Source organism: Streptococcus sp. 2018WUSS126 (assembly GCF_044427425.1).
Classification (GTDB): domain Bacteria; phylum Bacillota; class Bacilli; order Lactobacillales; family Streptococcaceae; genus Streptococcus; species Streptococcus hashimotonensis.
This window is the reverse complement of the sequence record NZ_JAOTGB010000001.1, coordinates 57,350-77,461: the sequence shown is the minus strand read 5'-3', so window position 1 is coordinate 77,461 and position 20,112 is coordinate 57,350. Positions and strand designations below refer to the sequence as shown.

Sequence of the window (20,112 nt, the reverse complement as noted above, 5' to 3'; positions counted from 1 at the left end):
GCTATTCCGCAGCTAGGCGATAGACTGCCTCAGCATAAATATCCATTGTTTTATATAAGTCTTCTAATGGCATCCGTTCATTTTCCTGATGCTCTGTTTGTTCTGTATCTGGGAAACATGCACCAAAGGCCACACAGTTTGGCATAGTACGAGCAAAGGTAGCCCCACCTGACGAGATTGGCTCGCTTGTCAAATCTCCTGTCTTATCTTGATAAACAGACATGAGCGTAGATACCAGCTGGCTGTCTAATGGCACATACAAGGAAGCAAGGTAGTCGTACTCTTCGTAGGTCAAGCCACATGATTGCGCTTTGGCTTGTAAAGTAGAAACTAGCGCTTCCTTATCCGCAGTGACAGGAATACGAATGTCCAAGCGAATTTCTGATTTTTTTGCGCTAATGGTTAGGCCTGCAATATTGAAACTGAGTGTCCCTGATGGTCCATCAGTCACATCACCAAAAAGCTTAAATCCTGTGGCATCTTCACCAACTGCATTGACGATAAAGTCCAAGGCTGGATGGCTTTCGAAATGTTCCAAGGCCTTTGCCAAACGAACGATGGCATTGACCCCCTCGGCAGCATCCTTGGCGTGCCGAGAAATACCAAGAACCGTTACTTGATCATCTTTGGTTTCATAATCAAAGCCTAATTGATCTAATTCCGCAATAACTCCCGCTAATAAATGACCAGAATAGCTTGCCTTAGCAGGTACTACGTTATAGGCAGTTCCCGCTTCGATACTCAGACAAGGGTGACCTGGACCATGCAATTTGGCCTGTAGCAATCCTTTTTCAGCATAAGTCAAAGGGAAGGAAGAATCTGGTGCAAAGCCCATAGTTGCCACTTCTTCCAACTGATTGTAGCGGTTCATACACCGCCATAAGGTCTCTTCATCTGTTCCAAAAATGAAACGAATCCGTTTGTTAAATTGGACTCCCGCATCAAGAAGTGCTTTTACTGCAAATAAGGCTGCCATCGAAGGACCTTTATCATCCTGAACCCCGCGTCCAATAATATAGTCTCCCTCTACCACAGCCTCAAAAGGCGGCGTCTGCCATTGACTAAGATCACCAGCAGGTACCACATCTAAGTGGCAAAGGATTGCTAATAATTCTTCGCCTTGCCCAATTTCAGCATAGCCATAATAGCCAGCAGGGTCTAAATAAGTTTTAAAACCCATCTTTTCCGTCAAAGCCAACGTGTGCTCCAGAACATCCTGAATCGCTTGACCAAATGGCGTATCTGCCTGATGTTCTTGCAAAACAGAAGGAAAAGCAACCAGTTCTTGGATGGCTTGAATACATGCCTCCTGATGCGATGACTGAATAAAACTTGTTCTCATTGTGTCCCCTTTCAACATAATAAGATATGATATATTTTATAGCACTATTCTATCATAAAAGGAAAAACTGAGCCAAATTTTATCTGTATTCGTGATAAAATCTGACCCAGAATTTCGATTAGAAGAATGTCGCAATGACCAAAATAGCTATGGAGGCAATCATGATGCCTACGATTAACTTACCTACAAATTTATACCAAGTACCAATTTCAACACGACCAAGTGCCAAGGCTCCCATTACAATACCTGATGTTGGAGCTACCAAGTTCAAGAGACCTGATGCAGCTTGGAAAGCTGTGATAACCAAGCTCGCTGGTACATTTACAAACTCACCAAGAGGTGCCATGATACCCATAGAAGCTCCTGCAAGACCTGATGAAGATGGAATCAAGAAGGACATTGGTAGGTAGAAGAGATAGGTCAAAATGATGAATACTTGTGAAGACAAACCTTGCAATCCTTCTTCGCCCATGTGGAGAATAGTAGCAGTAATCATACCATCGTTCATGATGACTTGAATACCACGCGCGATAGCACAAATCAAGGCTACACTGAAAATATCAGCCGCACCGAACATGAAGGATTTTACCAAACGTTCTTCACTCATACCATAAACTAAACCAACTACAATCCCTGCGATACCAAAGAGCATTGCTCCTTCTGGGAAGTACCAAGTACCAAGAGCAGCTGTTGAAGAACCAATCACTTGACCGATGAATGGAAGACCAATCAACCAATCTTTAAATTGTGTAAAGATAGTCACACCCAAACCTTCCCATGGAATAAAGCTACAAATCATGAGAACAAATGTCAGTACAAATACCCAGAGAACACGTTTTTGAGCTGGTGATAATTCTGCATTCACTTCTTGAGTTGCTGCGACATTAAAGTATTGCATATCTGCTTCACGCTGTTTGTATACCAAGGACTTAGTCGGATCGTTTTTCACTTTCTCAGCATAGTTAGCTACAAAGAGAACCCCCATCAAGAGAATAACAACGAAGAAGACAAAGCGCCAAATCATACCGTCCGCAACACTTACACCTGCTGCATCAGAGGCTACAACCGTTGCAAATGGGTTTACAGTAGAAGCCAAACAGCCGATTTGAGAACCCAGCAAGATGATGGCTACACCAGTAATACTGTCAAAACCAACCGCCATCATAACAGGAACAAGGAGTGGGAAGAAAGCCATTGTTTCTTCACCCATACCATAGGTTGAGCCGCCCAAGGCAAACAAAGGCATGAGAATGTAAATCAACATTTTTTCACGACCTTTGAAGCGTTTTACAATAGAAGCAATCCCTACATCAAGTGCACCTGTTTCGTTAACTACACCAAGAAAGGCACCAACCATGATGATGAAGAATGCTACGTTAATCGCTGCTTCAGTTGCACCGTGACCAAGCATGGCACGAACTGGAGCCATAAAAACATCGTAAATCCCTTGTGGATTTTGAGCAACCTTCTCATAGGTACCAGCCACCAAACGTCCGGCTTCATCAACCTGATACTGACCAGCTGGAATAATCCATGTCATCACTGCCATAAAGGCAATAATGAGCATCAATATTGTATAAGACGAAGGCAATTTAAAGCCTTTTTTCACTTTTTCGCTCATCGCAAAAACCTCCTATAATATTTTAAAAGTTTATCCCCTATTTAAGGGAAATTGTATCCGTAATAACCGTATCAAATATCCACCTATCTTCAAGAGATGTCTATCTCCTTCAGTCTATTATCTGAAATCATTGCTTATAGATAGATACTTGATAGGAAATGGATGAGAGGGGAGGGAGCTTAGAAGCCCAGACCTTCATGTTTCGATTAAAGGGAACCCTTGTAGGACTATCAACACTTCCACTCCCCTAACTCCATCAATAAATAACCCGTCTAGTTTAAAAACTATATTTTCATGCAGAGTACATCAACAAATAGAAGCCTCAACGATACATACAGCTACTTAGCCTTTGACAATGATAGTGCCACTATCGGATTCAATCAAAGCGCCTAAGTTTTCTAATGAGGTAATGACTGCTTTTGATTGCGGCTTATTGTTTACAAAAGCAATAGCTGCTTCAACTTTCGGTAACATGGAACCTGGTGCGAATTGATTTTGTTTGATATATTCTTCCAATTCAGCTACGGTAACAGTTTCTAATTTTTCTTGGTCTGGTTTATTGTAGTTGACAAAGACATAGTCTACGCCTGTCAAGACGATAAACAAGTCTGCATCAACCAATTCTGCCAAACATTGAGAAGCAAAGTCCTTATCAATAACTGCCTCCACACCGGTAAGAGTACCATCTGCTTCTTGGACAACTGGAATACCTCCACCACCAGCAGCTACGACAACTTCACCTGCATTGAGAAGGGTACGAATGGTACCAATTTCTTTGATTCCTACAGGTTTTGGCGAAGCAACGACTTTGCGCCAACCACGACCGGCATCTTCTTTGAAGGTTGCACCAGTCTTTTCTGCTTCTGCTTTCGCTTCTTCTTCTGTATAGAATGGCCCAATCGGCTTGGTCAAATTTTCGAAGGCTGGATCATTCTTATCCACGATAACCTGGGTCACAACAGATGCTACATCTTTTTCAATGCCTTCCTTGATCAATTCATTTTCCAAGGCATTTTGCAACCAGAAACCAATCGAACCTTCTGTCATGGCTACCAAACTGTCTAGTGGAAAAGCTGGGTTCTTTTCCGAATCAGCAGCAAGGTTTTGAAGAAGTAAGTTTCCAACCTGAGGACCATTACCATGCGTGATAATAAGGTCATCCCCATTTTTTATCAATTTTACAAGGTGCTTGGCTGTTTGTACCAAGGCCTCTTTTTGTGCTTTAGCCGATGGGTCGGACGATAAAATGGCATTGCCACCCAAGGCTACTACAATTTTACGATTTGCCATATCTCTTGCTTTTTCCTCACTTTCGCGAAATAGTAATCGCTTACACATCTATCCTCAAAATAAGGGGCTGGGTGCCAGCCCCCGGAGGTTGCGATGACTAGAGAATATACTCAATGAAAATCAAAATCAGACTTGCTCCAAAGGTTCGGGGAACCTTTGGAGGTTGGAAATAAAGCGAGCGAAGTTCGTTTCGACATATGAAGATAGAACTCCGTTCCTTTTATACTTCAAGGGAACAGGCTGAAAACCTCCACTGGAGCTTTTCAGTCATCAAATCGAGGCAACAACGTATGAGTTTGATTTTCGAAGAGTATTACACACGTGGAACAAATGGATCACCCAAAGTAGCCGCCATCACCGCTTTAATTGTGTGCATACGGTTTTCAGCTTGGTCGAAGTGACGAGCATACTTGCTACGGAATACTTCGTCTGTTACTTCCATTTCTTCTACGCCAAATTTTTCAGCGACATCTTTACCATAAACAGTGTTTGTATCATGGAAGGCAGGCAAGCAGTGCAAGAAGATGAGATTTTCATTTTCTGCTTTTTTCACCAATTCCATATTCACTTGGTATGGTTTCAAGAGGGCAACACGTTCAGCGAATTTATCTTCTTCACCCATTGATACCCAAACGTCTGTATAGAGAACATCTGCGCCTTTGACTGCTTCGTCAGCATTGTCAGTAATGAGAACACGTGCTCCACTTTCTTTGGCAAAACCTTCAGCCAAGGCAACTACTTCTTCTTCTGGGAAGAGTTCTTTTGGAGAGAAGATATGGACATTGACACCAAGGATAGCGCCCGTTACCAAAAGTGAGTTAGCAACGTTGTTACGGCCATCACCACAGTAAACCAAAGTCAAACCTTCCAACTTGCCAAAGTTTTCTTTGACAGTCAAGTAGTCAGCTAACATTTGAGTTGGGTGCCATGCATCTGTCAAACCATTCCATACTGGCACACCAGAGAATTCTGCCAATTCTTCCACCATTTTTTGACTGAAACCACGGAATTCAATACCGTCGAACATGCGTCCCAAAACTTTAGCAGTATCTTCTGTAGATTCTTTCTTACCAAGTTGGATGTCATTTGCACCAAGATATTCTGGATGAGCACCAAGGTCAATAGATGCTACTGTGAAGGCAGCACGAGTACGTGTTGATGTTTTTTCAAACAAGAGGGCAATATTTTTACCTTCCAAATAACGGTGTGGAATATTGCGTTTTTTCAAATCTTTCAAATGAGCTGAGAAATCAATCAACCATTCCAATTCTGCGCGTGTGAAATCTTTCTCTGCAAGGAAATGTCTGCCTTTAAATACGTTTGTCATTGTCTCTTCTCCTAATGTTTAAATAAATTTTGTCAATGTCTGGCACCATTCTCCATCTTCTTGATAAACTTCAGAAGTTGCTTGGTAGCCGACTGACTCATAAAAAGTCTTTGCAGTTAACTCCGAATGTATATCCAACTGATGAAAGCCTGCTTCACGTGCATAAGCTTCCAAAGAGCTGATAATCATTTTTCCATAGCCTTTTCCACGAAAATTCGGTAGAGTGGCTATTCGGGTTAGACGAGCTTGACCAGGACCGACAGGAAGAAAACGTCCCGTTGAAACAGGCTCCTCACCAATAAAGAGATTGGCGTAAACTCTTCCTTCAGTATCATTCTGGTCAAATTCATCTTCCTTTGCAATGCCACGCTCAAGAACAAATACCTTATAGCGGACATAGATAGAGGCTGCGCGTTGCCATTCTTCCGAACCGATTGTTGTTCGTTCTATACTTGGCATTAGATGTCTTCCCGTTCAAACGGCATTGACATGCAACGAGGTCCACCACGACCGCGAACCAATTCGCTTCCGCCAATCTTAATCAAACGAAGCCCTTTGGACTCGAGGATTGCATTGGTAATCGTATTGCGTTTGTAAACAACTACCACACCTGGTGCAATGGTCAATGTATTTGAACCATCATTCCATTGCTCACGACCAGCAGCAACCATATCACCGCCACCACAACGGATCAATTCTACTTTTTCAAGACCAAGGTTCGCAGCCAAAAGTTCTGCCAAGTCACCATGTTCTTCTTCAATATGAAGCGTATCATTTTCATAGGTTACAGAGAAGACGCGAAGGTCACCTTCAATTTCTGGGTGGATAGTAAACTTATCATAGTCAACCATGGTAAATACCGTATCCAAATGCATGAATTTACGGTTGTTAGCAAATTCGAATGCCAATACTTTCTTGAAGCCAACATGCTGTTCAAAGATATTTACCAATAGTTTTTCAATTGATGCAGCATCGGTACGTTGTGAAATACCTACTGCCAAAACATCTTTTGAAAGAACCAATTCGTCCCCACCCTCGATACGAGTAGTTTCTTCACGATTGTAAACCAATGGAACTTTTCCACCATATTCTGGGTGATGAGTGAAGATATATTTACCATACAAGGTTTCACGGTTCCGTGTTTCTGAATACATGTGGTTAAGAGAAACAGCATTACCAATCGTAGCAAATGGATCCCGTGTGAAGTAAAGGTTTGGCATTGGGTCTATTGCAAATGGGTAAGAGGATTCAACCAAATCTGTCAAACCTTTTTCTTCAGCAGGGATTTCTGGCAATTCTGCCTTTTGAACACCGGCCATCGTTTTCTCAACCAGTTCTTGATTATCTTCAATAGACAACAACAACTTGCGAATTGCCTTCTTAGTCGCCCGACCACGAATGTTAGCTTCTTCGAGATATTCATCAATAAATTGTTCACGAATTTCAGGTGTAACAAGTGACTCAGCAGCTAATTTTTCCAAGTAGAGCACTTCTACCCCCTCATCACGAAGAGCTTGAGCAAAAGCATCATGCTCTTTCTGTGCATCTTCTAAGAATGGAATATCATCGAAAAGTAGGCGTTCTAGGTAGTCAGGCATCAGGTTTTCAATTTCCTTACCTGGTCTGTGTAACATAACTTTTTTCAGCTTACCAATTTCTGAAAAAACATGAATTGGATGGTTTGACATAATCTGTCCTCCTTGTAGATTTATACATGATGGGAAACGAGGAGGACCGTACGCTTTCCTGCCTCTCATTTCCTCTTTACATCCATAGTTTAACAGAGTAAAAAAACAAAAACTTGAAAACGCTCACATTTATTTTGAGAAATTCTTCACATTTTTAACCTTATTTATAAATAATTATCGATTATATTGCCTAGATTCTGCATAATTCTTTCCGTTATATCATTATATGAATTTTTATTTTTTTATAAAAAACAGAAACTTCAATGAGTTTCTGTCAAATTTTCTAAGAAATAATCAACATCTAAATAAGTTAACTGTTTATGGCTATAAGCAATTTTACCATCCTGTTTCAGTTGCTTCAAAACATGGCTAACCGTTTCCCGTGTCGTAGCGGCTAAACGCGAAATCTCTTGAATATGAATTTCAAATGGCAAGGTAGCAAACTGATCGCGCTGGCACATATCCCAATAAAGAAGAGCCAAGGCTTGAACGACTCGATCTGATGCCTTGGAACGCATCGCATTTCGCAAGCGCAACTCTTGAAAACGAAGTACCTTGGATAATTTTTGACAGATATAGGCCATTTGACTAGGATTTATCTTCGACAAGGTTTCAAACAAGACCATCGGCACAATAAAATACTCTAGGTCCGTTATGGCAATAGCAGTATAATGATAAGGTTTGTCCTGAAACATATCTCCAAAAGGAAAGGCACCGCCCTGCCGAATATAGTCCAAATACGTAAAACTATCCGTCTCATCATATTGCTCAATCCGAGCATAGCCCTTATACAATACAAATAGATAATCTCTAGGATCCTCTGCGTAAAAAAAGATTTGTCCCTTAGGAATCTTTCGAAAACGAATATGCTTAGCTAATTGATCAAAGCTATCACGTGTCAAACGTTCAAAAGTTGGATGTGCCCTTAGATAATCATATTGTTCGTTGCTTATCATCAAAACTCCTTTCTAGCTAAAGTATCCTTCTATCTATTTTAACATATATTAACGTTCTATGCTAATCATTACTAAAAAATTCATAAAACAGGATCATTCCTGTGAAGAAGAATGCTATTACAGCTAATACAAAAAACTGGTCCTCTCGAACCAGTCTTAGTATCGTCGAATGAATTAACTTTCAGACAAGGAACTGAGGTGCAAGCAATACTAGAGTACGGCAAGCCGAAAGTAACAATGTATCAAAGTTAATTCAAAAGACTATAGCATTCTATGTATACCTATCTATTCAGTCAATTCATCCGCAATCTTATTGATTTTCCGCAAACGATGGTTGACACCACTTTTAGTGATCGGTACCGTTAGACTATCCGCCAATTGCTGAATGGAATAGTCTGGATGTTGAATTCGCAACTGGGCAATCTCCTGCAAGTCACCTGACAACTGATCTAGACCGATAGTATCCATAATTTTGATAATATTATTAATTGTTTTCATACTAGCATTGACCGTCTTTGCAATATTAGCAGCTTCCGCATTGGTAGCTCGATTTAGATCATTTCGAGCCTCACGAAGCAATTTAACATTCTCAAATTCTGTCTTTGCCTCTTCTGCTCCAATCACCAAAAGAAAATCCATAATGTCCTCTGCACGTTGCAGATAGGTAATGGTTCCCTTACTTCGCTCAATGACTTTGGCATCCAAAAGAAATTTCTGCATCAGATTGGCCAGGTCATTGGCATGGTCACTATAGACAGAAGCTATTTCAAGCTGGTATTTTCCTTTTTCAGGATCTTTAACAGAGCCTGCCGCTAAAAATGCTCCACGAAGATAGGCTTGACTCCATGAATCATTTTCCAAAACCAAGGGAGAAATCCCCGTCTCTAATCCAAAGAAGCTATCAGCCAAATGCAAATCGTTCAACATCTCATTCACGCCGTCTTCTATCAAAACTGCATACACACGATTCTTTTTGAGATTAGGTTTTTGATGATGGCGAATCTCAGCCTTAATCTGGTAGAAATGAAATAACAGTTCATAAATGTGACGGGCAATCTTTGCATTTTCCGTACTGATAGAAAGAGTCAAACCTGATGAAGCTAAGCCCAAACTACCTGATAATTTGATAATAGCAGATAGCTCGCTCTTATTTTGGCTAGACTGAAGCAACAATTCTTCCTTTACTTGTACTGTAAAACTCATGACCGCACCTGCAAAATCTTGAGCAACTCTTCTACCACCAAGTCACCATCATGGAAAGCTCCGCCATTTTCCAAACGAAGAAAATTCGAAGAAATCACACGATTAGCCTGTTTTTGCAAACCTGCAAAATCGTGTTTTACCTGTACCAAGTATTCATCAAACTGATTGCTATTCATATACTCTTGTGGAACTGGTTCAATATTGACCAAAACTGTATCAATAAATTGTTCAGCTAGGTGGGCATTGAGAACCGCCACATGGTCCGCATCTGAGAAAAACTCAGTCTCTCCCCGTTGGGTCATAATGTTGCACACATAGGTCACTTCAGCCTTGGTTTCTTTTAGGGCTTTGCCAATGTCAGAAATCATCAGATTCGGCAAGATTGAGGTAAAAAGAGAACCCGGTCCAAGTACAATCATGTCACTTTCCATAATCGTTTCAACTACTTGGCGACTGGCTTTCGGTTCATCATCGTTATAAGAATTTGTCACATAGACATGATCAATCATCCCATTATGCTTGGAAATCTTGCTCTCACCTGCTACCTCGGTCCCATCTGTAAAAATAGCATGAAGGGTCAAAGCCTGTTCGCTAGATGGATAAATCCGCCCTGTCGTATGGAAAAAGCGCGTCAACAACCTCATCGCATTGTAGGTTGAACCCTGCATTTCTGAAATACCAGCAATGATGAGATTGCCTAGCGGATGACCAGCCAAGGGACCATCTGAATCCGCAAAACGATACTGGAAAATTTGTTCATAAAGTTTGGGCATATCCGACATAGCCAAAAGGACATTACGCAAATCACCTGGAGGGGTCACCTGCAAAGCCTGACGAATTTCCCCCGAAGATCCTCCGTCATCAGCTACCGTCACGATAGCGGTAATCTCTACATCCTTATCCCGCAAACTCTTCAAAATGACTGGAATACCAGTCCCGCCCCCGATAACTGTAATCTTTGGTTTTCTCATGAGCGGTTGACCGTCTCCTTCCGTCTGTCCTTATCACGATGACTACGATTGACATTCCAATTTTTCTCTAAATCGTCTGCCAAACGTTTAGCAAAGGCTACGCTTCTATGCTGACCACCCGTACATCCAACGGCAATCGTTAGAACTGATTTTCCTTCCTTCTGATAACCAGGAAGAATCGGTTCTATCAAGCCGAGCAAATGACTATAAAACTCTTCCGATTCTTGATGCTCCATGACATAGTCAAAGACAGGCTGATCTAGTCCTGTAAGATTCCGTAATTCTAACTTGTAGTAGGGATTTGGTAAGAATCGAACGTCAAAAACTAGGTCTGCATCCAGAGGTAATCCATATTTGAAACCAAAGGACATCACTTCTATGCGAAACGACGGTTGATTATCTTGACTAGCAAACTGCTCCGAGATTTCCTTACGCAGATTACGAGGAGTCAGCTCTGTCGTATCAATAACATTTTGACTCATATTTTTCAAGGGAGCCAAAAGTTCACGTTCTAGCTGAATCCCGTCCAAAACACGACCATCAGCCGCCAAAGGATGGGAACGACGAGTTTCTTTATAGCGAGCAACCAATTCACTATCCGTTGCATCCAAGAATAGGACTTTAAAATCTAAATCCTCTGCCCCCTCAATCTCATCCAACACCTCTCGAATCTCCGAGAAGAAGGAGCGACTCCGCATATCTACAACAAGAGCAATCTTATTGTTATCCTGACTATGGCGAATCAACTCTAAAAACTTTGGCAAGAGAGTCGGTGGCATATTATCAATGGTAAAATAACCCAAGTCTTCAAAAGACTGAATGGCTACCGTCTTACCAGCTCCAGACATCCCTGTCACAATCACTAAATGGAGTTTGTCCGACATGACATTCCCTCCTTTTCTCTTCTAATCAATAACTGCAATAACTTCAATCTCAACCTTAACATCACGTGGCAAGCGAGCAACTTCCACCGCTGAACGGGCTGGAAAATCTGCTGAGAAAGCTGTTTTATAAACTTCATTAAAGGCTACAAAATCATTCATATCTTTTAGGAAACAAGTCGTCTTCACCACATGGTCAAAGTCTGTCCCTGCTTCTGTTAAAATTGCCGCGATATTTTTCAAGACTTGCTCAGTCTGCTCCTGAATGGTTTCACCAACCACTTCACCAGTTTCAGGTGACAAAGGAACTTGACCAGAGGCAAAGAGGAAATTTCCAACAACCTTCCCTTGAACGTATGGGCCAATTGCTGCAGGGGCCTTATCTGTGTGAATGGTTTTCATATCTCTATCTCCTTTTAATTTTTTATATCTATTATAGCACAAGTTCTGTATAAAACAGCTCACCTACTACTATCCTACACCTATTTTCTTTTATAAAAAAGGAATTGAGATAGTATCATCAACATGAAATAAGGCAATATATAATCTATTTCTAAAACTACCTGCTTATACCAAAAAACTAGCCTATTCAGCCAGTTTTCTTGTTTTCACTGTAAATCTCCAAGTCAGAAAAATCGCTCGCAGTAGCAGGTCAATCAAAATCGACAGCCAGACGCCGGCAATTCCTAAACCGAACATCTGACCTAAGACGATAGCACCTACGACGCGCAGCCCCCACATCCCTATCATTGTGGAGTAGAGTGGCGACTTGGTATCCCCCAAGCCCTGCAGAGCGCCAGCCATGATCAAAGAAACCGCAAGGCCTGGCTGGTTGAAAGAATCGATCCGTAAGGCTGTGACGACTTGTTTGACGGCTTCTAGGTCTTTGGTAAATAGCAGAGCAAAACTTGGAGCTCCGAAAAATAAGATGGTACCGAGCAGGGACATGATGGTAACACCATAGGCAGAGCTGAGAAATGCGACTCGTCTAACTGTGAGGATGTCCCCCTTTCCCAAGGCTTGACCAATCAAAACCGCTGCCGCTGTCGCAAGACCATAGGCTGGCATATAGGTAAAACTCTCGATATTGCCTGCAATCATGTGGGAAGCATAGACAGTCGTCCCCAGACCCACAATCAAACTGAAATAGACCACCTGGCCCAATCGCATGATCAAGCGTTCCAAGGCGGCAGGAATGGTCAGGTCAATCAGCTCCTTGGGACTTCCCAAGCGGAAGAGTTGTCCTAAGTCAACTGCCAGTTCTGTTCGCTGCACCTTACGATACAGCAAGGCAGTGCCAAACAGGCGGGCCAAGACTGTTCCCAAGGCCGTTCCGACAATCCCCAGACCCGACCAGGAGCCAATCCCAAATATCAAGATGTAGTCTAGGACCACGTTGAAAACGTTGGTCAGAAGGCTGATGTTCATGGGAGTTACCGTGTCGCCAGATGCCCGCAGGATTGTTCCCAAAATGGTCATCAGGGCTTGGAAAATTGTCCAGCCACCTACCCAGTAGAAAAAGGCCTGAGCACCAGCCAAACTCTCCGCATCTGCTCCCATTAAGACCAGCATCTGCCGACCAAAGATAAGCGATAAGAGACCAAAGACCAAGCCGATCCCCAGTGACAAAACCACTGCCTGACACACCTGATAGGCGACCGCTTCCTTGTCACCCGCACCAATGGACCGAGCAATCAGAGCCATTGCCCCAACACCCAGAGCCATATAGACCGCCAAATAGACATTCAAAATCGTATTGGCAAGACCAACTGCCGTCACCGCTACTAGCCCCAGCTGTGCAATCAAGAGGGTATCCACAAAACCAACTAAGGTCTGAAAGATATTTTCCACCGTCGCAGGCAAGGCCAAACGAATAATCTCTTTTCTCAAACTATTCTCTTTCATAACTACTCCGCCTCTTTATTTAGAATAATTATAAATAAAAACAGGCGAAAAAGCAAGAAAACAGGGAGTGGGGAAGAACTCGATAAGTCAAAAAGGAGTTCGTCTCCCCACTCCCCGCACAGCTCCAAAGGTTCGGGGAACCTTTGGAGGTTGGAGATAAGGCGAACTCCGTTCGCTTCAGTCGTATAAGGAAGATTTGGAGTGGAAAACACGAACAACTGAGATTTGCTATGCAAATCTTATCTCCAACCTCTAACAATCTCCCAGATTGTTAGAGCCAATCAACCACTGCGCTGAGATGTTGACACGAGCTCTGAGAAGTGCACCGATACCGAGTCTAATTTCCTAAGGCTTCACTTTTTATAGATTTCTTTCCGGTGCCCGATTTCAAGAGCTAGGATGACCATTTTGTTATCAATAATATCGCAAATCACACGGTAATTCCCCACTCTATACCGCCACAGCCCCTTATAGTCTCCTACCAAGGTCTTGCCAAACTGTCTTGGATTCTCCAAACCGTCCAAACGTTTTTTCAAATCCTTAGCAAGCATCATCCCCACATGCCTGTCCATTTTTTTCAACTGCTTCAAAGCATCATCGCTGAGAACAAGTTTATAAGCCATCTTCTAACTCCGCAAGAACATCATCAATCGAGTGTGTAACAGGATTTTCTTGGAATTTCTTCAAAGCCTTGATACCAATTTCATAGTCCAACTGGTCTTCTATCTGTTCAGCAAGTGCAGTTTTGAATAGCTCAGACAGGCTTTTTCCTGTATGAATGGCATAGCTTCTGAAGATTTCTTCTTCTGCATCGTTTAACCGCAAGGGTACAATTCCCATCATTCCACCTACTTTCTTCTTGTAATACATTGTAAAACAATTCGTTCAAAATGTCAATTGACACCAGAAAAACAGACCACATGTGTAGTCTGTTTGTATATCTATTGATTTGCTTACGGATGCAAGCGGTGCAACATTCTCGGGAACGGAATGGCTTCACGGATGTGTTTTGTACCAGCGACGAAGGTTACCATACGCTCGATACCTATACCGAAGCCACCGTGTGGTACAGAGCCGTATTTACGGAGGTCAAGGTAGAATTCGTATTCTGACTTGTCCATGCCGAGCTCGTCCATCTTGGCTACCAAGGCGTCGTAATTGTCCTCACGCATAGAACCACCAATGATTTCACCGTAGCCTTCTGGCGCCAAAAGGTCCGCACAAAGCACGCGCTCTGGATTGCCAGGAACTGGTTTCATGTAGAAGGCCTTGAAGCTTGCTGGATAGTTGACCACGAAAGTCGGTACACCAAAGTAGTTTGAAATCCAAGTTTCATGTGGTGAGCCAAAGTCATCACCATGCTCGATGTGTTCGTAGTCTGTGTCTTCATCAGCTTCATGTTCTTGCAGAAGGGTAATGGCATCATCATAAGCCACACGTTTAAATGGTTCTGCAATGTAGCGTTTGAGAGCATCCACATCACGCTCAAGAGTTTCCAAGGCTTGTGGAGCACGGTCGATAACACCTTGAATCAAGGCTTTGACATAAGCTTCTTGCAAGTCAAGTGACTCTTCATGGCTGAGGAATGAATACTCGGCATCCATCATCCAAAACTCTGTCAAGTGACGGCGAGTTTTTGATTTTTCCGCACGGAAAACAGGACCGAAGTCGAAAACACGACCAAGGGCCATAGCACCAGCTTCCAGGTAAAGCTGACCTGATTGACTGAGATAAGCTGGTTGACCAAAGTAGTCTGTTTCGAACAATTCTGTTGAATCTTCTGCCGCATTTCCAGACAAGATTGGGCTATCAAACTTGATAAAGCCATTCTTTTCAAAGAATTCATAGGTCGCATAGATAATCGCGTTACGGATTTGCTGGATAGCAACCTGCTTACGCGAACGCAACCAGAGATGGCGGTTGTCCATAAGGAAGTCTGTTCCGTGTTCTTTTGGTGTGATTGGGTAATCTTGTGACTCACCAATGACTTCAAGGTCTGTCACATCCAACTCATAGCCAAACTTAGAACGCTCGTCTTCCTTGACAATACCTGTCACATAAACAGAGGTTTCTTGGCTAAGACGTTTGGCAACTTCAAATTTTTCCGTACCAGCTTCTTCACCGAATTTCTCGATAAAGTTTGGCTTGAAAGCAACTGCTTGGAAGAAAGCTGTTCCGTCACGCAACTGTAGGAAAGCTAACTTGCCCTTGCCTGACTTGTTGGCAACCCAGGCACCAATGGTCACTTCTTGACCAACATAATCTTTCACTTGGTTAATGGTAATCAATTTTCTAGACATTATTTTTCCTCTTTTTATTTTTTCATAAATGTGTGTAGTCGGGCCACTGCTTCTTTGAGCGTGTCCATATCTGTCGCATAGCTGAGGCGGATATTTTCAGGAGCTCCAAAACCAGCACCTGTCACCATTGCAACTCCCGCTTCTTCCAAAATGGCTGTGGTAAATTCAGTCACATCTGTATAGCCCTTCATTTCCATAGCCTTTTTGACATTTGGGAAGAGATAGAAGGCACCTTCTGGCTTGATAACTTCAAAACCAGGCACTTCTGCCAGCAAGGGATAAATGGTATTAAGCCGCTCTTCAAAAGCCTGACGCATGGTTTCTACCGTATCTTGCGGACCAGTAAAGGCCTCAATGGCCGCATACTGAGCAACGGTGGATAGATTAGAAGTCGTTTGACCGACAATCTTACTCATTGCCGCAATAATCTCAGGATTGCCAACCGCAAATCCAACCCGCCAACCTGTCATGGCATAGGCCTTGGCCACCCCATTGACAACAATAGTCTGCTGACGAATGCTTTCTGAAATGCTTGAAATCGGTGTGAAGGTATTTCCATTATAGACCAAACGACCGTAAATATCGTCTGCCAAGATGAGAATATCGTGCTCTACAGCCCAGTTTCCAATAGCTTCCAATTCCTCACGATTGTAAATCATACCCGTCGGATTAGAAGGACTATTGAGTAAGAGAACCTTGGTCTTATCCGTACGAGCCGCTTCCAGCTGTGCAACCGTTACCTTGAAATTGTGCTCTTCTGTCGCAGTGACAAAGACAGGCACCCCATCATTCATCTTGATTTGATCTGCATAAGAAACCCAGTAAGGTGTCGGAATAATCACCTCATCACCAGGATTGATGACCGCCGCAAAGAAGGCATAAAGAACAAACTTAGCACCTGTCGCAAGAACGACTTGATTACGTTCGATAGAGTAGCCGTAGAAATTCTCAAAGTAGGTATTGACTGCATCCTTCAATTCTGGAAGTCCTGAAGCTACCGTATAAAAACTCGCCTTACCATCTTCGATAGACTTAATAGCAGCTTCTTGAATATTTTTCGGTGTGACGAAGTCTGGCTCACCCAAGGTCAGCTCTAAAATATCACGTCCTTCTGCCTTCAAGGCTTTTGCACGCGCACCTGCTGCCAGAGTTACACTTTCTTCCATCTCTAAGACTCGTCTTGATAACTTGCTCATAAGCCCTCCCGTTTGATAAAGTTCCCTGTGTCAAAATCAACTATGTAGTATGCTGTTCCAGACTTAACTTCCCAAATAGGTTTGCCATCCCTTAAACCTAGAATAGTTCGCTCTACTTGGCTTGCACCGTTTTTCTTGGCAATAGCTTGCGCTTCTTCTTGCGAAATTCCCTGAGCTAAAGGATAGACATATACTGTGCTAGAAGCCTCTGGAATCAAAACTGCAACCTCTTCTCCCTGACTGGTTACACCAAATACACAAAAATAGGTTTCAGTACCATTGTAGATAGAAAAATCATTGACAGTTTGCAAATCAGCATATTCTGTAGCTACTGCAACTGCATGACTACGCGCATTGTTGAAAGGGGCAACAGCAATATCCCAAATAGTAAAAATTGAAAAAGTCACAACACTGAGAAGGATAAAAGAGCCCAACACTAACTGACCAGTCTTGGAAGCCATCCACTCCAACAGTTGAAAAATCTTTTTTTCCATAGTAGTCCCATTATACTACAAATTAAAGCATATTTCCATTCTTTCCGTGATTGTAAATAAAATTTCCTTTTCCTTCGCACAAAGAAAAGGATATAAGAACCTACATTCACAGTTTTGCACTTCCATCTAAGACTATTTTTCAAATGCTCATTGCTCGTTTTTTCCAGTACAGTTAGTATTACCTCAAAAAACGAACTTGATTAACGAAAAACTATCTTTTCTATAAAAGCACTTTACCTATGAATATAGGATCTAACTTTTTTTGCTTGATAACCGAACTATTTATTGCTAAAATATTCTCATGAGAACTGTTGAACAATCTTTAAATGAGAACAAGCATGCACTTCACAGTCTAGTCGTCTTTCGCAGAGCAGCTAATACTATCGCAAAATCAGAATTAGAAACAATCAAAAAATACGGACTGACAGTTTGTCAGTTTGGAGTGATGGAGGCACTCTACAACAAAGGAAATCTGCGGATTCAAGACTTAATTGATAAATTATTAAGCACATCTGGCAACATGACTGTCGTTATAAAAAATATGATTCGAGATGGCTATATCTACAAGACTATCGATACAAATGACCGTCGTGCTTCCTTGATTGCTCTCACTCCACTTGGACGCGAAACCATTGAAAAAATCCTTCCAGAGCATTATGATCACGTTGGAGAGATTTTTTCTGTCCTTAGTTCAGAAGAACAAGACCAATTAGCCGAGATACTTAAAAAATTCAAGAATCAGCAGACCTAGAATTGCCAACAAAAGACAAATACGATATACTAAATTTATGTTTTTATGAAAAGGAGGCCATCATGGCAAACGTATTGTTTTTAGTTGGTTCACTACGTGACGGTTCTTTTAACCATCAAATGGCAAAAAAAGCCGAAGCGTTCTTGGCTGATAAGGCTCAAGTATCTTACATTGATCTTGCAAAAATTCCCCTATTCAACCAAGACATCGAGACGCCTATCCTTCCTGAAATTGCAGAGCTACGTGCACAAGTAGACGCTGCGGATGCTATCTGGATTTTCTCACCAGTATATAACTATGCAATCCCAGGCATCGTAAAAAATGCTCTCGATTGGCTCAGTCGTTCGCTCGATTTATCCAATCCAAAAGGACCATCTATCCTACAAGATAAAATCACAACTGTCTCTGCCGTCGCAAACAGTGGTCACGACCACCTATTCAAAGACTTCCAACACCTTCTTCCATTTATCCGCACTCAGATTGCTGGTGAATTTACAGGTTCAACCATCAATCCAGAAGCATGGGGAACAGGTGTATTGGAGTTATCTGACGAAACTCTAACAAAACTCGAACAACAAGCAGCTGACCTGTTGGCAGCAATTCAATAATCAAAAAAACCAGAAATTCTGGTTTTTTTTGATTAACATTTTAAGAGTATTCCGACTTCTGCCAAGAATCAATTACTACTTTGATGACTTCTCAAAATCATTCCCAAACTTCACTTCTCACACACTGCAAGGCAGCTCCGATGACTTGATGCATATCGTAGTAACGATAATGACCAAGACGTCCACCAAAAATAACGTTCTCTTGTTGTTCTGCGAGGCGTTTATAAGCAGTATAGAGTTTGTTGTTACGATCATTGTTCACTGGATAATACGGCTCATCGCCTCGTTTCCAGGTCTTCGAATACTCACGTGTAATAATGGTTTTCGTTTGTGTACCAAATTCAAAATGTTTGTGTTCGATGATGCGAGTAAATGGCGTTTCACTATCTGTGTAGTTGACAACTGCATTCCCTTGATAGTTTTCCATATCCAATACTTCTGTCTCAAATCGAAGGCTACGATATTCCAATTCACCAAGTTGGTAATCAAAGAACTCGTCAATCATTCCTGTAAAGACAATCTTCGGATAGGTAGCTAAATAGTCTTCCTTATTGGCAAAGAAATCAACATTTGTCTCAACATCAATATTCTCATGTTCCAACATTTTTTCAACAATCTGCGTGTAACCGCCGATTGGAATACCTTGGTAGCTATCGTTGAAATAGTTATTATCATAAGTCAAACGCACGGGTAAACGACGGATGATAAAGGCAGGTAACTCCGTACATGGTTTTTCCCATTGTTTCTCGGTATATGACTTGATCAATTTTTCATAGATGTCTGTACCAACTAGTGAGATGGCTTGTTCTTCCAAGTTCTCAGGCGTTTTTCCTCCCAAAACAGCTCGTTGCTCTGCAATCTTCGCTTCTGCTTCAGCAGGGGTCATCACGCCCCACAGTTTATTGAAAGTATTCATGTTGAATGGAAGGTTGTAGATTTCACCTTTGTAGTTGGCGACTGGTGTGTTTGTATAGCGATTGAACTCCGCAAACTGATTCACATAATCCCAAATTTCTTTTTCAGAAGTATGGAAAATATGTGCACCATATTCATGGACTTGAATACCTTCTACTTCTTTGGTATAGATGTTACCTGCAATGTGGTCTCGTTTTTCGATAACCTTTATTTTTTTACCCTTTTTAGCTGCCTCATGAGCAAAGACCGCTCCGAACAGACCCGCACCAACAACTAGATAATCGTATTTTTTCATGTTGTTTTTACATTTAACTTTCTAAGGAAGTCAATTCTCCAAATCTTTTACTAGACTATCGTTTATATCATATCTCATTACCAATAAAGAATGAGTTGTGATAATCTCTTCCCTAAAACCTTTCACTTAAAGCTTGCAATATCCAATATTATAACAGACAATACAACCTTCATCAAGTTTAGCAATGATAAAGAGGACTAAGATAAAATAATACCCGTGGTGCTAGTTCGTTTCAAAATAGCGTAAGTTATGAGCTAGAATAATTTGTTCAATTCGTAGCTGTAGTCCGTATCCCTCTAGCTATGTGCCTTTTGTGCCCCTCAACTTTTAATTTTTTTAGTTTCGGCAAAAATCATCCACTGGATAATT

20 protein-coding genes are annotated in these 20,112 nt (G+C 41.9%); 2 read left to right on the top strand and 18 right to left on the bottom strand.

What is annotated here, in order from left to right; genetic code table 11:
* Position 1 precedes the first annotated feature (1 nt).
* The 17 genes from ODU34_RS00440 to ODU34_RS00360 all read right to left on the bottom strand — a co-directional run bounded on the left by ODU34_RS00440 (position 2) and on the right by ODU34_RS00360 (position 17,174).
* Positions 2-1,342: a dipeptidase gene (locus ODU34_RS00440; RefSeq protein ID WP_205014894.1), complete on the bottom strand. Its 1,341-nt coding sequence runs from the start codon at positions 1,340-1,342 to the stop codon at positions 2-4.
* Between the two features lie 118 nt (positions 1,343-1,460).
* A complete protein-coding gene (locus ODU34_RS00435) occupies positions 1,461-2,963 on the bottom strand; it encodes a YfcC family protein (RefSeq protein ID WP_205014892.1) in 1,503 nt (500 codons plus the stop codon).
* A gap of 342 nt (positions 2,964-3,305) precedes the next feature.
* Positions 3,306-4,253: a carbamate kinase gene (gene arcC, locus ODU34_RS00430; RefSeq protein ID WP_024385497.1), complete on the bottom strand. Its 948-nt coding sequence runs from the start codon at positions 4,251-4,253 to the stop codon at positions 3,306-3,308.
* 313 nt (positions 4,254-4,566) lie between these two features.
* Entirely contained in the window at positions 4,567-5,580 is a 1,014-nt protein-coding gene (argF, locus tag ODU34_RS00425; RefSeq protein ID WP_011922164.1) for an ornithine carbamoyltransferase, read from the bottom strand.
* 18 nt (positions 5,581-5,598) lie between these two features.
* Entirely contained in the window at positions 5,599-6,039 is a 441-nt protein-coding gene (locus tag ODU34_RS00420; RefSeq protein WP_202847482.1) for a GNAT family N-acetyltransferase, read from the bottom strand.
* A complete protein-coding gene (gene arcA, locus ODU34_RS00415) occupies positions 6,039-7,268 on the bottom strand; it encodes an arginine deiminase (RefSeq protein WP_029694042.1) in 1,230 nt (409 codons plus the stop codon). The genes ODU34_RS00420 and arcA overlap by 1 nt, the downstream gene beginning before the upstream one ends.
* 260 nt (positions 7,269-7,528) lie before the next feature.
* Positions 7,529-8,224 (bottom strand): Crp/Fnr family transcriptional regulator, encoded by a 696-nt coding sequence (locus tag ODU34_RS00410; protein ID WP_205014890.1) that lies wholly within the window; start codon positions 8,222-8,224, stop codon positions 7,529-7,531.
* A 285-nt stretch (positions 8,225-8,509) separates the two neighbouring features.
* On the bottom strand, positions 8,510-9,427 hold the full coding sequence (gene whiA / locus ODU34_RS00405; RefSeq protein ID WP_044753268.1) for a DNA-binding protein WhiA: 918 nt from the start codon (positions 9,425-9,427) through the stop codon (positions 8,510-8,512).
* Complete coding sequence (locus tag ODU34_RS00400) at positions 9,424-10,398, bottom strand: YvcK family protein (RefSeq protein WP_024400159.1); 975 nt, start codon at positions 10,396-10,398, stop codon at positions 9,424-9,426. Before ODU34_RS00400 ends, whiA begins: the two co-directional genes overlap by 4 nt.
* Complete coding sequence (rapZ, locus tag ODU34_RS00395; protein ID WP_024412169.1) at positions 10,395-11,282, bottom strand: RNase adapter RapZ; 888 nt, start codon at positions 11,280-11,282, stop codon at positions 10,395-10,397. Before rapZ ends, ODU34_RS00400 begins: the two co-directional genes overlap by 4 nt.
* A 21-nt stretch (positions 11,283-11,303) precedes the next feature.
* The gene (locus ODU34_RS00390; RefSeq protein ID WP_029171852.1) at positions 11,304-11,681 is read right to left on the bottom strand and encodes a RidA family protein; all 378 of its coding nucleotides are present in this window, start codon (positions 11,679-11,681) and stop codon (positions 11,304-11,306) included.
* A gap of 183 nt (positions 11,682-11,864) precedes the next feature.
* A complete protein-coding gene (locus ODU34_RS00385; RefSeq protein WP_105178741.1) occupies positions 11,865-13,184 on the bottom strand; it encodes an MATE family efflux transporter in 1,320 nt (439 codons plus the stop codon).
* A gap of 353 nt (positions 13,185-13,537) precedes the next feature.
* Positions 13,538-13,807, bottom strand: coding sequence for a type II toxin-antitoxin system RelE/ParE family toxin (locus ODU34_RS00380; RefSeq protein ID WP_105178740.1), 270 nt, complete (start codon positions 13,805-13,807; stop codon positions 13,538-13,540).
* Complete coding sequence (relB, locus tag ODU34_RS00375; protein ID WP_105178739.1) at positions 13,797-14,024, bottom strand: type II toxin-antitoxin system RelB family antitoxin; 228 nt, start codon at positions 14,022-14,024, stop codon at positions 13,797-13,799. Before relB ends, ODU34_RS00380 begins: the two co-directional genes overlap by 11 nt.
* A gap of 113 nt (positions 14,025-14,137) precedes the next feature.
* Positions 14,138-15,484 carry an asparagine--tRNA ligase gene (gene asnS / locus ODU34_RS00370; RefSeq protein WP_024400846.1) on the bottom strand — a complete coding sequence of 449 codons (1,347 nt, stop codon included), beginning with the start codon at positions 15,482-15,484 and terminating at the stop codon, positions 14,138-14,140.
* Positions 15,485-15,498: 14 nt separating this feature from the next.
* Positions 15,499-16,680, bottom strand: coding sequence for a pyridoxal phosphate-dependent aminotransferase (locus ODU34_RS00365; protein WP_105178738.1), 1,182 nt, complete (start codon positions 16,678-16,680; stop codon positions 15,499-15,501).
* Positions 16,677-17,174: a DUF5590 domain-containing protein gene (locus ODU34_RS00360; protein ID WP_105178737.1), complete on the bottom strand. Its 498-nt coding sequence runs from the start codon at positions 17,172-17,174 to the stop codon at positions 16,677-16,679. The genes ODU34_RS00365 and ODU34_RS00360 overlap by 4 nt, the downstream gene beginning before the upstream one ends.
* 301 nt (positions 17,175-17,475) lie before the next feature.
* On the opposite strand from ODU34_RS00360, the gene ODU34_RS00355 reads away from it, so the two are divergent.
* Together ODU34_RS00355 and ODU34_RS00350 are read left to right on the top strand one after the other, a co-directional pair.
* Positions 17,476-17,925: a MarR family winged helix-turn-helix transcriptional regulator gene (locus tag ODU34_RS00355; protein WP_009909619.1), complete on the top strand. Its 450-nt coding sequence runs from the start codon at positions 17,476-17,478 to the stop codon at positions 17,923-17,925.
* A 62-nt stretch (positions 17,926-17,987) separates the two neighbouring features.
* Positions 17,988-18,533 carry an NADPH-dependent FMN reductase gene (locus tag ODU34_RS00350; RefSeq protein WP_002941732.1) on the top strand — a complete coding sequence of 182 codons (546 nt, stop codon included), beginning with the start codon at positions 17,988-17,990 and terminating at the stop codon, positions 18,531-18,533.
* A gap of 97 nt (positions 18,534-18,630) precedes the next feature.
* Here ODU34_RS00350 and glf read toward each other — a convergent pair whose 3' ends face one another.
* Positions 18,631-19,743, bottom strand: a complete 1,113-nt coding sequence (gene glf / locus ODU34_RS00345; protein WP_205014887.1) for a UDP-galactopyranose mutase — start codon at positions 19,741-19,743, stop codon at positions 18,631-18,633.
* Positions 19,744-20,112 lie beyond the last annotated feature (369 nt).